Origin of the sequence: Hyphomonas oceanitis SCH89, assembly GCF_000685295.1 — a bacterium.
GTDB classification, from domain to species: domain Bacteria; phylum Pseudomonadota; class Alphaproteobacteria; order Caulobacterales; family Hyphomonadaceae; genus Hyphomonas; species Hyphomonas oceanitis.
Map to the genome: position 1 here is coordinate 16,293 of NZ_ARYL01000022.1, position 14,522 is coordinate 30,814.

The 14,522-nt window shown below is 61.3% G+C and carries 12 protein-coding genes; 3 read left to right on the forward strand and 9 right to left on the reverse strand.

Annotation, left to right across the window (positions count from 1 at the left end):
- Nucleotides 1-24: 24 nt before the first annotated feature.
- From HOC_RS13800 to HOC_RS13830, 7 genes are all read right to left on the reverse strand, one after another.
- Nucleotides 25-1,314, reverse strand: a complete 1,290-nt coding sequence (locus HOC_RS13800; protein ID WP_162174858.1) for an MFS transporter — start codon at nucleotides 1,312-1,314, stop codon at nucleotides 25-27.
- Nucleotides 1,311-2,504 carry a phosphotransferase gene (locus HOC_RS13805; protein ID WP_051624898.1) on the reverse strand — a complete coding sequence of 398 codons (1,194 nt, stop codon included), beginning with the start codon at nucleotides 2,502-2,504 and terminating at the stop codon, nucleotides 1,311-1,313. The genes HOC_RS13800 and HOC_RS13805 overlap by 4 nt, the downstream gene beginning before the upstream one ends.
- 78 nt (nucleotides 2,505-2,582) lie before the next feature.
- On the reverse strand, nucleotides 2,583-4,946 hold the full coding sequence (locus tag HOC_RS13810) for a TonB-dependent receptor (RefSeq protein ID WP_035539565.1): 2,364 nt from the start codon (nucleotides 4,944-4,946) through the stop codon (nucleotides 2,583-2,585).
- A gap of 104 nt (nucleotides 4,947-5,050) precedes the next feature.
- Nucleotides 5,051-6,061, reverse strand: a complete 1,011-nt coding sequence (locus HOC_RS13815; protein WP_035539566.1) for a DUF2889 domain-containing protein — start codon at nucleotides 6,059-6,061, stop codon at nucleotides 5,051-5,053.
- 13 nt (nucleotides 6,062-6,074) lie between these two features.
- The gene (locus HOC_RS13820; RefSeq protein WP_035539568.1) at nucleotides 6,075-6,857 is read right to left on the reverse strand and encodes an SDR family NAD(P)-dependent oxidoreductase; all 783 of its coding nucleotides are present in this window, start codon (nucleotides 6,855-6,857) and stop codon (nucleotides 6,075-6,077) included.
- Nucleotides 6,858-6,885: 28 nt separating this feature from the next.
- Nucleotides 6,886-8,391: a class I adenylate-forming enzyme family protein gene (locus HOC_RS13825; protein ID WP_035539569.1), complete on the reverse strand. Its 1,506-nt coding sequence runs from the start codon at nucleotides 8,389-8,391 to the stop codon at nucleotides 6,886-6,888.
- 95 nt (nucleotides 8,392-8,486) lie between these two features.
- On the reverse strand, nucleotides 8,487-9,053 hold the full coding sequence (locus HOC_RS13830; protein WP_035539570.1) for a TetR/AcrR family transcriptional regulator: 567 nt from the start codon (nucleotides 9,051-9,053) through the stop codon (nucleotides 8,487-8,489).
- 75 nt (nucleotides 9,054-9,128) lie between these two features.
- Here HOC_RS13830 and HOC_RS13835 point away from each other — a divergent pair, with 75 nt between their 5' ends.
- The 3 genes from HOC_RS13835 to HOC_RS13845 are packed head-to-tail and all read left to right on the forward strand — an operon-like array spanning nucleotide 9,129 to nucleotide 12,606.
- Nucleotides 9,129-10,328: a cytochrome P450 gene (locus HOC_RS13835; protein WP_035539571.1), complete on the forward strand. Its 1,200-nt coding sequence runs from the start codon at nucleotides 9,129-9,131 to the stop codon at nucleotides 10,326-10,328.
- Between the two features lie 19 nt (nucleotides 10,329-10,347).
- The gene (locus HOC_RS13840) at nucleotides 10,348-11,802 is read left to right on the forward strand and encodes an aldehyde dehydrogenase family protein (protein WP_035539572.1); all 1,455 of its coding nucleotides are present in this window, start codon (nucleotides 10,348-10,350) and stop codon (nucleotides 11,800-11,802) included.
- 18 nt (nucleotides 11,803-11,820) lie between these two features.
- Nucleotides 11,821-12,606 (forward strand): SDR family oxidoreductase, encoded by a 786-nt coding sequence (locus HOC_RS13845; RefSeq protein WP_035539573.1) that lies wholly within the window; start codon nucleotides 11,821-11,823, stop codon nucleotides 12,604-12,606.
- Between the two features lie 457 nt (nucleotides 12,607-13,063).
- Here HOC_RS13845 and HOC_RS13855 read toward each other — a convergent pair whose 3' ends face one another.
- Nucleotides 13,064-13,675 carry a cysteine hydrolase family protein gene (locus HOC_RS13855; RefSeq protein ID WP_035539575.1) on the reverse strand — a complete coding sequence of 204 codons (612 nt, stop codon included), beginning with the start codon at nucleotides 13,673-13,675 and terminating at the stop codon, nucleotides 13,064-13,066.
- Nucleotides 13,675-14,520 (reverse strand): SDR family NAD(P)-dependent oxidoreductase, encoded by an 846-nt coding sequence (locus HOC_RS13860; RefSeq protein ID WP_162174859.1) that lies wholly within the window; start codon nucleotides 14,518-14,520, stop codon nucleotides 13,675-13,677. Before HOC_RS13860 ends, HOC_RS13855 begins: the two co-directional genes overlap by 1 nt.
- Nucleotides 14,521-14,522: the final 2 nt, after the last annotated feature.

Sequence of the window (14,522 nt, forward strand, 5' to 3'; positions counted from 1 at the left end):
TCCAACTGGAACACCTTGACCCTCTCAGCCCGCAATGGCTGGGAGGGTTTCTTTTTGTGCTGCTTCGTCGCGACCAACCGTTCTTGCAGCCATGAAAGCCCCGAACGCGCCAACCAGCAGGCCGACCGTGATCGTTGCCAATGCATACCGTATGGACTGTTCTCCGAACGCCCCGGTATAAGCATCGCTCAAGGCGCCTGCCAGAAATGTTCCAAAACCGATACCACTCAGAATGATCAGCAGGTTGATCAACGCACTGACTGTCGCCCTCATGCCCGTCGGCACGATGGCAAATGCCATGGTCGTGACTGGCGCGATCCAGAGTGTCATCAGAAACTTGAGCAGGACAAAGCTGATAAGTGCCCCCACGGCACCTGGCAGAAATACAAAGGCCAGCGTAAACGGAAAGGCCGTCAGCAGGCTCCAGCCTGCAAGCCGCGCATTGAAGCGCAGGTCGTGCGTCCCGAACTTGTCACCCAGCCAGCCTGCCACAAGATTGCCCGTTACAAGTCCGGCAAGGATCGCATAACCGAGGTATTGAAGGTCCGCCTTCTCGAAATGATGCACGCGGAGCAGGAATGACGCGCCCCACATCAACAGGCCAAATCCGGTGATCGGGACGGAGACGCAGATCAGCGCGACCCAGCCAAGGGTCGGACGCTCCGCAACAATCCTGAAGACCTGCGACAAAGGGACGAACACGGCAGGTGCAACGCCCGCCACCCCCTCGCGCGCGCGCCTTGGCTCAGCGACAAACAGCCAGACGACCAAAGCCAATGCGATGCCCGGCAAGCCCAGAGTGATGAACACATGGCGCCATTCCATTCGGGCTGACAACAGGCCTGCCAGTATGACACCGAGGGAAAGCCCTGTCGCGCTTGCAGCCTGCATGAAGCCGATAACGCGCGTACGTTGTTCCACAGGGAAGATGTCGGTCAAAAGGCTGAATGCAGCCGGGCCGGCACCACTTTCACCGACGGCGAGTGTCATGCGCGCCGCCAGCATTTGCCAGGCGTTGCCAACCAGGCCGCACGCTGCCGTGGCCAGACTCCAAAGGCCAAGACTCAGCCCGATGACACGCGGTCGATCCGACCCATCGGCATAACGCGCAATCGGCAGTGCAGACAATGCGAATACAATCGCAAATCCGGGTCCTGCCAGCAGGCTGAGCATCGTGTCGGAAAGCGCGAACTCCGCCTTGATGTCATCCTGGACAACTGAAAACGCCTGCCGATCGACATAGTTCAGCACTGACACAAGACCCAGTAGGCCAAGCGCGGCGTAGCGACGTCCTGCCGAAATAGAAGGTGTCAATCGAGCGATCCTTTGCGGACGATCTGGGAAATGAGGCCGGCAACATCATGGTCGATTAGCGCGCCCGCGAGCGTCTGGCTGGACCGCAGCCGGCTTTCCGGCATGTGGCCGTATCCGCCGAAGACATAGCCCTTCATGTGGGCATCCCACTGTTCGAGAATGAACAGGCCATAGTCGCGCCACGCCTGTTCCGGATCCACCGTAACGCCTCCCGCACCGAGCCCTGCGACATAGCGGTCAAAGAGTCCTCGCCCGTGAGACTGGCGCATCTCATTCGGGATCGCCGAGTTGAGAAAATAGGCAAGGTCACGCAGGCCGTGCCCGCGGAACATGACCTGCCAGTCAAACAGGCCGGCTGTACCATCCGGCGCGCTGTATGTGTTTCCAAGATGCGAGTCGCCGTGAAGAACCGTCGGCGTCAGCGTCGCCCAGTAGCGATAGACGGCCTCATCGTTCTCGCTCCAGTATTTCAGCAGCTTACGAATGGCTTCAGGCTGCGCCGCGCCGAGTTCTGTTTCCGGATATTTCCTGCGCGCTTCTATGTACGATTTCCGATGCCATTTCCGCCCGAACTTCTGCAGGCGCGGGCGCAACCAGGCGAGATCGCCCGCGAACCGGTCTGAGTTCCAATACGTCGCGTGCAGGTGCGCCAGCGCATCGACGACGGCCCCGGCATGCTCAACCGAACACTCATGATGCGCCCAGTACGGAGTCAGCCCCTTTGCCTCCAGGTCCTCCATGATCAGAAGGAACCGCCCACCCGGGTAGAACTCCGCATGGAAGGCCTTCGGCGCGATCATGGAGACTTCGGGCTGGAGCTGGGAATAGAAGCGCATCTCGTTCTCGGCCATGTGCAGCATGGCCAGCGTTTCGCGCAGGTAGGGGCCGTGCGGCGTTGCCTTGGCGAATACCGACGGCGGCAGGCCCGCAGCAAGCCCCGCATCGTTCCATGTCAGTTTCCAGCGGCGCCGGTCGGTCATGCCGTCATGCCCGTCGATGATTTCGGCATGCTCCAGTTTGGCCCCGGGCACGCCTGCCCCGATGAGCTCGCCGAGCCATTCCGGCGTGACATCTGCGGCCCTATGCGGCGCCTCGATCTTCAGGCCTTCGGCATGCGCAAGGGCCATGTCGGCTGCTTCAAGCGCATCGAGGGCATATTCGGCGAGCGCTGTGTTGATACTCATTGTCATGATCAAATCCTCAAACAGGAAGGGCGAGACCTTTCAGTCTCGCCCTCCAGGAATGGTTTCAAACGCGGGACGTCCGCATTATTTGGCGCCGAAACGGTAGGTGCCCGTGATCCCGTATGTCGCTGGCTCACGGCTCTGGCCACTCACATAGCCGAAGTTCGAGATGTACAGGCTCGTCCGGTTGTCACGATTGTCGAGTACGTTACGACCCCATACGGCGAGTTCGAAACCGTTCCCGAAATCGATCCCGACCCGGGCGTTGAGGGCACCGCTGGCTGGCGAGGCAATCGCGTCCTGTAGCGCGTCCGACCCTGTCGACACTTCGCTGTTGAAGTATTCGTCACGCCAGGCGTAGTCGAGCCGTCCGGTGAGTTGGCCGAGTTCGATAGGCGCGCTGTAGATTGCGGCCAGGTTGAATTCGGATTCCGGAATGGCAATGAAGTGCCGGTCTGAGACGTCAACGCCTGCATCCAAGTATTCATCATACTCGGAATCAATGACCGATGCGCCAGCCTGTACGCTGAAATAATCATTCAGGATGGCCGTCAGTTCTACTTCGACGCCGGTATTCTTCACCTTCGCCGCATTCTGGACGACCGTCGCATTGGCGCCGCCGACAGCAATGATGACGGAGCGCTGGGCATCGTCGATCTCGTTGGTAAACGCTGCCACGTTCAGGCGCAGCCGGTTGTCCAGAAGATCTCCCTTGAAGCCGGCTTCGATCTCTTTCACGATCTCCGGATCGAAATCCAGGTCGCCAGTCCCATTCAGGCGCAGATTCTGGCCACCCGAGCGATAGCCGCGGCTATACTTGGTATAGACGAGAACATTGTCAGTCAGCTTGTAATCGACCCCGAGCGTATAGGACACGTCGTCGAACGTATCCGAATAGGTTTCCTGACAGTTCGGCGGCGTCTGGCCGCCAAGGCAAAAGAACACAACGCCGCTCGGAACGAAGGAACGCGAATTGTTCGTCGTGACGCCCTTTTCGTCTTCAGAATAACGGACACCAGCCGTCACCGCGAGCTTGTCCGTCACGTCATACGTGCCCTGCGCGTAGACACCGACACTCGTATTGTCGATGTCGCCGCGATAGTTGAGTTCAAACGGACCAGCCCCCGGGACAGCGAAAAGCAGCGTCCGTGTATTGGTCTTGTCGAACCCGGTCTCCTCGAAATAGGTCGCCCCGACAACATAGCTCAACCGGTCTTCTAGCAGGCTGCCAGCATACTGGCCTTCGATGGACGATTGTTCGAGGCTGATGCCTGAACCGGTTGCATGCATCGATGTCACATCAGTGCCACCAAGCGAGCCGCCATCAAGGTCGAGAACGCCCGCCGATTTCACTTTGCGCTGGCCGGCAATCAGCTTGAACTGGCCGCCCTCAACGTCCCATGTCAGTGTACCATTATACGTCTGGCTGCTTGCCCGCAGAAATGGGTTCGCATCAAGGGCAACATCGTCACCATCCGAGCCTTTCACCACATTTACATAGTCGGGAATAACGACTGGGAACGTCGTTCCGGGCGCCGCCAGAGGGTTGATCCCTGCAAGAAAAGCCCCCGTCAGTCCGGCAGCATAGATCGTGCCACTACCCGGACCATTCATGTTCTGGTCGAACCATTCGCCCGAAAGGACGAGTCGGATCGAATCTGTCGGCGTATAAAGAATCTTGGCGCGCGCGTTGCTGATATCGCGATTGTTGTAGTCTTCACCGGTCACAAGGTCGTTGATGTAACCATCACGTGAGCTCATTTGGATCGCACCGCGAACCGCAAGAACATCATTGATGATCGGGGCGTTGAATATCCCCTTATAGGTTTGTGCACTGAGATTTCCCAGGCTTGCTTCCAGTGTCCCCGACATGCCGTCAAAATTCGGATCGGCCGTTGTGATGAGAATAGCACCGCCGGTCGTGTTACGGCCAAACAGGGTCCCCTGCGGGCCCTTCAAAACCTGCACGCCTTCGATATCAAGAAGATCAATATTGAGGCCATAGGCACGCGCCCAGTAATAACCATCAACATAGGTTCCGACAGACGGATCGAGCGTCGCAAGAACGTCGTTCTGGACCTGGCCGCGCATCGAGAAGATCGAGGCCGTAGGATTGGAGCTCCCTTCGCGGATTGTCAGGCCGGGCGTGAAGGCTGCCAGGTCGTTGACCTGCACGACGCCTTTTTCTACCAGTTCGGCGCCTGTGAAGGCAGTGACAGCAACAGGAACATCCTGGAGGTTTTCCTCAACCTTCCGTGCCGTGACGGTCACGATTCCAAGCCGGCGTGCGGTCGCTTCTGCATCAGCCGCATCTTGCGCGACAGCCGGTAAACCGATGATCGCGGCACCCAGAGCCGCCGCCGAGACACCGAGAATATTGAATTTACAAGCCTGCGCGCCGGATGGCGACTGGACGGAGCTGTGGTTCGTATTGAATCTCTTTGTCATATTATTTCCTCCCACGAACCCACGTCATGGGGCTCTGTTTTACTTGTATAACTAGGTGCACTGTGAATGACAAGACTTTAGGGAATCCGGTAATCCACGTTGGCTCAACTGTGACTTTCGAGCATCAGTGCGAGATGCGGAACATCAGCCAGTGCCCGCAGGACATCATTGAGGTGCGTGCAGCCGAGTGTCCCGGGCAATTGGTCAAGAACTTCATTCCGGAAATCTTTTAAGGGCGTCCCGATCAGCCGGTCGATGTTCGCAGCCGCAGCAGGGCACTCGCGGTATGGCAGGACTCGCGGGTCCGCCGCGACCGAAAGCAATGCCATCCCGTTCAGATCGGCCGTTGCCGATACCCGGTATTCGTGAACGGCGTCCCTCCCGCCATGCGGCGCTGTGGAACTGTCCTGAAAGCCGGCTTCAATCCGGATCAGGCCCGCATCCTGCCAAATGTCGATCCAGCGCCCCCGGCGCATGCCCACACCTTCCTGCGCTGCAAGCGGGTGCCACCCGGCCGGGTCGTCCGGATTGACCAGAGACCCCACCCGTGCGCTCGACTGGATGTCGTGGCGGGGCCGCCCGAGCTCATCCAGCGATGTGGCACCCGGTCGGAACCCGGCACAGATGCCTTCCATTTTGGGAAAGTTGCGACGCGCCGATTCGCTCACACCCTCGGGGCTGGCCCAGTCATCGCGCCAGCGTGACCAGGCCCAGCCGGCAACCAGGCTTGCACCGGCAAAATCGTCGAGCAGCAGGTGCAGCGGTGTCGCGATCGCTTGCATGGCGCCGAGTTGAGCTGCGATTGCAGTCCGCGACTGGCCCCCTCCTCGCACCCCGACCAGGCTCGCAGCATCTGGAAGACGCGGTATTGTCTCAATCGCCCTGATCTCCCGGCCCATCGTCGCGACGATTTCGAACGCCCCCGTGGCAACGGTCGAACAATCTGCAAGATCTCGCCCCGTCAAGGCATCGCGCGCGTTGCCCGACATGATCATCGGTCCGCTTCGGCCTTCGGGCCAGGACGAGTCGATCGTGCTGGTACGGCGTACGGAGTTCGTTCGCCGCACAGGTGCGGGTCCGGCGGACGTGTTGGGTGCGTGATCGGGATCGGCCATCAAGAATATCCTGTCACCGGGGCGGCATCCTGATGGCGCCGTCGAGCCGGATATTCTGCCCATTGAAGTAGATGTTACGCACGAACTCAAGCACGAGCGAGGCAAACTCCGTCGGCTTGCCGAGCCGCTTCGGGAACGGTACCGAAGCAGCAAGGCTTTCAAGCACCTTTTCCGGCACGCCCATCATCGGCGGCGTCGCAAAAATTCCAGGCATGATCGAGTTGATGCGGATACCTTCGTTCATCAGGTCGCGCGCGATCGGCAGGACTAGCCCATTGATCCCGGCCTTGGATGAGCCATACGCCACCTGGCCGATCTGGCCGTCCTGCGCGGCGACGGAAGCCGTTAGTGTAATCACGCCGCGTTCACCATCTTCCAGTGGATCGAGCGACAACATGCCTTCGGCCGTCATCGCGGAACACCTGTAGGATGCCACAAGGTTCAGCTGCACAATCCTGTCGAATTCCTTTGTCGGATAGCGCTTGATCGCGCCGGTCTCCCGGTTGCGCGAGACGATCTTGCTCGCGCTGCCGCCGCCGGCGCAACCAACGAAAATTCGTTCCTGACCATTGGCCGCGCGCGCCTTGGCGAAGCCGGCCTCGCAGCTCTCTTCATCCATCACGTTGACCTGGCAAAACACGGCGCCAATTTCCCTGGCCGCCGCCTCGCCCTTTTCGGCGTTGATGTCGAAAATCGACACTTTCGCACCGGCGTCCGCCAAAGCGCGCGCTGTCGCGTTGCCCAGCCCGCTCGCGCCGCCCGTTACGATGGCGGCCGTGTCCTTGGTGATTATCATACTTGTCTCCGTCTCAGGTTCGGTGATGTTAGGGGGATGTCTCGAAAAGCTTGCGGATCTGCACCACGGCCGGCTTCATTGACGCCGTGCGCGGCAGGTCACGCACCGCCAGGAACCGCACCGGTGTCTGGTAGGGCAACAATTTGTCCTTCAGGTAGGCTTTGAGGTCTGCAACTGGTGGCAGCGTCGCGCCATCGGCGAGAATGATCGCAGCGACTGGCACTTCGCCGAGACGCGAGTCGGGTACGCCGACCACCGCCGCTTCACGGATCGCAGGATGCTGCTCCATCACGCGCACAACATCGTCCGGATGAATCTTGAAGCCGCCACGCACAATGGCATTATCGGCCCGCCCCTTGATGAACAGGAACCGGTCCGCATCCAGCACGGCCCGGTCAGTCGTGCGGCGCCATGAGTCTGCATCGCCAAGCTGCGGCGCCTTCAGCTCCAGCAAGCCCTCGACGCCTGCCGCCACCGGCTCGCCCGACTCCGCGTCCACGATCCGCGCTGTCACATCGTGATGCAACCGCCCCGCAGCGCCGCGCTTGTCACTCCAGTGCAGACGGAAATCCTTCAGGGACCAGCCTGCGATCGCTCCGGCGAACTCGGTCGCGCCGTAATTGCCCAGGATCGGCAGGTCGTAGCGCGTGAGGAATTCGTCGACGATGGCGGGGTCCAGCGGAGCCGTGCCGCTGATAATCGCCGACAGGCTCGAGAACGTATCCGCCGGCAGATTCGCTTCCAGTATCATGCGCAGCGCGGCAGGTACGCCTGGCGCGACCTTGGGCCTGTGCCGGACAACCGCATGCGCCCAGTTCTCCACCGAGAACCGCTCGACAAGGCATATCCGGCGTCCCGCCATCAGCGCGCCAATGACACCGTAGATCCCGCCAATATGCGTCACGGGATTGATGATCAGGGTCGTATTGTCCCGCAGCTTCACTTGCGGCGTCAGCTCACGTGACTTTTCGTACTTCGCCACGGCCGCAAAGCTGGCATCAAACGCGGCGCGTGTCAGCGGCACGCGCTTGGGCTTGCCTGTCGTGCCGCTTGTCAGCATTTCGATGGCGATGGCCTGAGACCCGGCCTCATTCGGCAGCTCACCGCGGCCCTTCGTCTTCAGAACCGTTGCGCCCAGCAAGGGGTCAATCTCGATGATGGCCGCGCCGGACGCTTCAAGCGCCGTCCGTATCCCGGGACGGGCGAGGTCCGACGCCTCACCGACGACGACAGGCACAGCGAGGCTGGCGATATCGCCTGCGAGCGTCTCGTCGGGATAGAGCGGGTTCAATGTGACGAGGCACCGGTCCGATGCGAGCACGGACAGGATCGCCGCCACGTGACCCGGCCGGTTGTGCAGCAGCACGCCGACGCGCCCACCCGCAGGAATGTCCAGCGCGGTCAACAAATCGCTGATCGCATCGACCTGCGCGTTCAGTTCGCCCCAAGTATACCAGACATCCTTGTGATCAATGACCGGCGCTGCCTCGTCGAGTGCCATGACGGCGCGCAGTGTGTCTGTGATGATGGCCATGGCGCCGCCTCCCGGAATTCAGAGCAGCGCTCACGCGCCACTTATATAACTAGGTTATACTCTGAGAGATACGCAATGCAATACGCGACGCGACGTCAGTCCGCGTCGATGATCATCTGCAGTGATCGTGCAAGCCAGGTTCGGACCCCAGGGGAAACCTGTCCTTCGAAGGGAGCTAGCGGCAACACAAGCCGGTAGGTGAAAAATCCCGTCGCAATCGCCATGATCTGCGCGGCCCGCGCTTCAGCATCATGGCCCCCGATCCACGCCTCAAGCGGCTTGAGCGTCGATTCACGCAGGAGACGTACAGCAATGGCCTGCGTGCCTTTGTCGGCCGCCGCGAAGACGAGCATGGGCAGGGGATTGATCCGCCCTTCGGGATCCGACGTGAACAGTCGCGCCACGGCATCACCAAAATCCTTGCGCGGCACGCCTGTCAGCAAGCCGGAATCGAGCACTTCACTCAGCGCTTCCTCGAACAGTTTTTCCTTCGATCCGAAGTAACGGCTCACCAGAGCCGGGTTCGCCCCGGCCTGCGCCGTGATCTCCTTCAGTGATGCTTCGCCATAGGGCCGCGTCGAGAAGACCTGCTGCGCCGCCACAAGGATTGCCTCGCGCGTGCGCGCCGCGTCCCTTTTTCGGATGTCCTGAACTTCGTTCATGCACTTGGTTATATATGTATTGACAGTTTTGTAAATCGTGATTTACTTAACAAAAATAGCCGGGAGAGCAAACATATGTCAGCCGTCGCAGCCCCAGATCACATCTCGCCAGACCGGATCGTCGAATTCGACTATCTCGATGATCCCCGCCTTGCTGCGGATATCCATGACGGCCTCCTCGCCCTCAAGACCGAGGCGCCCGGTATCTTCTGGACGCCCGCCAATGGCGGACACTGGGTCGTCTCGGATTCTGACCTCATATCCAAAATCCTGAAGACACCGGCGCTCTTCTCCAGCAAGCAGCTGCAGATTCCGCCACGCGATGACGCGCCCCGCATGATCCCGGAATCGCTCGATCCGCCTGAGCACCTGCTCTATCGCCGCCTGATGATGGAGTATTTCGAACGCTCCCGCATTGCCCACCTCCAGGCCCGCGTCGACCACTGGACCGACCTCGTCCTCAGCGAACTGAAGGACAAGCCCGGCTGCGAATTCGTCGATGCTGTCGCGTCCCGCCTGCCCATCTATGTCTTCATGGAGTTCGCCGGCTTCCCGCTGGACCGCGCGGAAGATTTTCGGGGCCTTGTCGAAGGCATGTTCCGCTCCACTGATCCCATAAAGCGCCAGGAATACGCCATGCGCATCATGGGAGAGCTGCAGCAGGTCATCTCCGCCAAGATGGAGAGCCCAGGGGAAGACATCCTCAGCAAACTGATCCAGGCCGATTTTCAGGGCCGCAAGCTCACCTTCGAGGAACTGATGTCCATCGGCTTCCTCATGTTTATCGCCGGCCTCGACACGGTCACCAATGCCATGACCTTCGGCATTCGCCACATGGCCCGCGATGTGGACTTCCGCCGCAAGCTCACCGCCAATCCCGAGCGTGTTCCGGAGGCTGTCGAGGAACTGATGCGCCGCTACACCTTCCCGACCCTTCCGCGCCAGGTCACCGAAGACATGGAATTCGGCGGCGTGACCATGAAGGCCGGTGACATGGTGCTTTGCCTGATCGCCCTGGTCGGCATCGACGAAGACCTCAACCCCGACGCACTCAAGGTCGATCTCGACCGTGACAAGCGCACGCATTTCGGCTTCGGCACCGGCGGCCACACCTGCCTCGGCCGTCACCTCGCCAAGATGGAACTGGAAACGCTCTACCGCCGCTGGCTGGAAGACTTTCCGGATTTTGAAATCGATCCGACACATGCCCCCGCCACCCCGCGCGGCGGCGCAGTCATGGGCATACCGGAGCTCTGGCTCCGCCTGAACGCTTGAACCCTGGGAGAATAAGAATATGGCCGAGACAACTCTGCCCGACGTGAAGATATGGATCGGCCACAAGGGCCTCAGCAGCGGATCCGGCGGCACCCACGCCCACCTCAACCCGGTGACCGGTGAGAAACAGGCCGACATTCCGCTCGCCGGCAAGGCTGAGGTCGACCAGGCCGTCGAAACGGCTGCTGAAGCGTTCAAGACCTGGCGCATGACCCGGCCCGAGCAACGCCGCGACATCCTCAACAAGTTTGCCGAACTGATCGACCAGCACAAGGACGAGTTCGCCGCCCTTGCTGCCAAGGATGGCGGCACACCCCTGATGGGCGGCATGGGCATGGCCATGCTCTCGGTGCAGTGGACCAAGTATTATGCCGGCTGGTGCGACAAGCTCGATGGCGATCTCTATTCCACCTATGATACGCGCGGCGAGTTCGCCTATTCGGTGCCCGAGCCGCTCGGCGTCGTCGGCATCATCATCACCTGGAACGGCCCGCTCATCTCGCTTTCAATGAAGGTCGCTCCCGCGCTCGCAGCCGGTAATTGCGTCGTCGTGAAGCCTGCCGAGATCACGCCCTTCGCGCCGGACCTCTATGCCCGCCTCGCAAAAAAGGCCGGCATTCCGGATGGAGTCCTCTCGATCATCCCCGGTGGCATTGAAGCCGGCGAAGCCCTCGTCACGCACCCGAAGATCGAGAAGCTCAGCTTCACCGGCGGTCCCATCGCGGCCCGCAAGATCATGGCCGCCTGCGCCGAGAACATCAAACCCTCCGTCATGGAACTCGGCGGCAAGTCGGCCAGCCTCATGTTCCCCGACGCCGACATCGACGCCGCTTGCGCCCGCGCCATCCAGTGGAGCATCGGCGTCATGGCCGGTCAGGGGTGTGCCCTGCCGACCCGCCTTCTCGTCCACAAGGACATCTATGCGGAAGTCTGCGAAAAGCTCGTCGCCATCGCCTCGCAATACAAGGTCGGCGATCCGTTCGAGGAAGGCGTTACCGTCGGCCCGGTCATTAACCGCGCCGCCTGCGACCGGATTGTCGGCATGCTCGACCGCGCCAAGGCTGAAAAGTCAGGCCGCATCCTGATGGGCGGCAATCATTGCGGCGGCAAGCTCGCCAATGGCAATTTCGTCGAGCCGACGATCATCGCCGACGTCGATCCCAGGAGCGAGATCGCCCAGATCGAAATCTTCGGCCCCGTCCTCCTTGTCTTCAAGTTCGAAACCGAAGACGAAGCCGTCGCCCTCGCCAATGACACGGAATACGGCCTCGCCGCCTATATCCAGTCGAACGACATCAAACGCATCCACCGCGTGGCCGAGCGCCTGAAAGCAGGCGGCGTCTACGTCAATGGCGCCGTCCAGATCAATCCGCACACGCCGTTTGGCGGCCTTGGTCTCTCCGGCTTCGGCAAGGAGGGCGGCCGCGCCGGCATCGACGAATTCCTGCGCTATAAGACCGTCGCGATCGCTTAAGCTTCAAGGACACATGACATGACATTCTCAATCGACCAGTTCCGCCTTGACGGCAAAGTGGCCATCGTCACCGGCGCCGGTGGGCGCGGCAATTCCATCGGTCGCGCCTACGCCATGGGCCTAGCGGCCGCTGGCGCCTCCGTCGTCGTTGCCGACATCAATGAAGAGGGCGCCAAGGCCGTCGCCACAGAAATCACCGCCGCAGGCGGCAAGGCGCTCGGCGTGCGCACCGACATCACGGACCCGGCCTCAGTCGCTGCCATGGTCGCTGCAGCCGAGAAGGCGTTCGGCGGTGTCGACATCCTCGTCAACAATGCGGCCCTGATGGTCGAGATCGTGGCTACCCCCGCCATCCAGCACACGACCGAGCAATGGAACCGTGCCTTCGCGGTCAACGTCACCGGCGCCCTGAACTGTTCGCAGGCCGTCGTGCCGCTGATGGCCAAGCGTGGCGGCGGCAAGATCATCAACCAGGTCTCCGGCGGCGCCTATCCGCCCTCCACCGTCTACGGCATAACTAAGATCGCCCTTGTCGGCCTGACCACCACGCTCGCCCGCGAGCTCGGCAGCCAGAACATTAACGTCAACGCCATCGCCCCCGGCAACACGATGTCCGATGCCGGCGCCATGCTGACACCGCCTGACTCGCCTTTCATCAAGGCACTCGAAGCAAGCATCGCCATGCGCATGCGCGGCGAACCTGACGAACTGGTCGGCCCGCTCCTCCTCCTCTGCTCGCCGGCAGGCGCCTGGATGACCGGACAGGTTCTCCATGTCGATGGCGGCTGGATTATCCGGCCTTAGTCCTCAAGGAACACCAGGACGATATGGATCCTCCGCGCCGTCCTGCTGGCCGCCTGGCCTGCCATGGTCTTCGTCAGCGTCCGGGAGGTTACCGGTCTCGGCGCTGCAAAACGCCTTCCGGGACCGCGCCGATCAGCAGCATGAGAAGGGCAGTTCCACGAGGTTTCCATACACCGGTCCATATACATCGCCTGGTTCTTCGCGGGGGCCTTCCGCATACAGGCATGGGCTGGCCGGGAAAGCATTCCCGACATCTTTCGCAAACCACCCGGGCGCGTCATTTCGCCCGCATGGTTGAACGCAATCGGGGGCGTGTTCAATTTCACCGTCGCGTTGGCGCTCCTGTGACCTGAGTCCGGCCCTTCGGATCCCGGACTGGCTTTGCTGTCTTCGGCGCCGGCTGGCTGGTGATGGGATGGTGTCTCTCGACCCATATCACCTCGCTGAAGCGACTCGGTCAGGCGATCGATCCAAGCACAGACGCGCTGTCGCTCATCGTGGCGACGAGCGGCAGGTGCATCGTCACCTGAATCCTGTGCGTCTCCGCCGTCCCGCCAGCCGTACAGTCTTCAGCGATCACCACATGATACCCGTTCCCGACCGCTTCGCACGATCCGCCCATCAAGGCGACATTTGTCGAGACGCCCGCGAATACGACTGTGTCCACATCGAGCCCGCGCAATGTCGCGTCCAGGTCCGTCCCGGTAAAAGCGGTCATGCCATGGTGGCGTTCGCTGACAATATCGCCCGCACCAACACGCACATCCTCATGAATGGCCGCCGATGGTGTGCCCTTCATCAGGTAACCGCCCTTCTCGATGCGCGCGGCCAGCACGCAATTGCGGTTCCATCCCAAACCCTGCGGCCGCATCGTCACGATGCAATGTATGACCGGATGGCCGGCTATCCGGAAGCCGTCAGCGAGAGCGTTGATCCTCGGTACGATCCCACGTTCGGCCACCTGCTCCACAAGCGGCGACTGGGTATAGGCCCCATTCGCGATGCCATTCTGGATTTCCGAAATGAGCAGCGCTGGCCGCCTGCCCGGTTCCAGTCCCCGAACGCCCATCACCCCTTGTCCTCTTCCACAACTGACCTCAGCGCCGCATTTGGGTTCTCGCCTCTGGGTCGCGGCGGGTTGAGGTTTACCCGCCCGCCATCCACCAGGATCGTCTCGCCTGTCACATAGGACCCCGCCCGGGATGCGAGGAACACCACCGCCCCCGCCACATCCTCCGGCTCACCCGGCCGCTGCAGGGGAATGCCGCTCACGATCTGCGCCAGCGCTTCAGGCCGATCGAAGACAGGTCTAGACGACTTGCTCCGGATGAAGCCCGGCGAGACACAGTTCACGCGAATGCCGTCGACCGCGAACTCATCGGCCAGTATCCGGCTCATGTGCGCGACACCCGCCTTCGAGACCGAATAGGCCAGCATCCCGGCATTGACCGAATGTCCCGCCAGCGAGCCGATGAGGATCATGCTGCCACCCCCCTGTTTCGCGATCACCGGCCTGAAGGCCTGGCAGAGCCGGAAATTGTTGTGAATATTGGTCTGCAGCAGCCGGTCGAAGCGCTCCGGCGGTGTGCTCGCTGCCGGCCCGATGAAAGACAGGGCCGCCGCATTGCAGACAAGGATATCCACCCTACCAAAACAGGCCGTTGCTTTCTCGGCAAACTGATTGATCCCAGCCCGGTCATCGAGGTCGAACGGCACGGCCCTGGCAACCCTCTCGCCTGGTCGGCCCGGTGTCCGGTTGATCGCCTCGGCGGCGTCTTCGCAGCGTTCCGCATTACGGCTCGACACGATCACATTGGCACCCTGCCTGACCAGCTGTTCCGCAATGCCACGGCCGATCCCCTGGGTCGACCCTGTTACCACGGCTGTCTTGCCTGTAAGATCGAAGAGGCTCACTT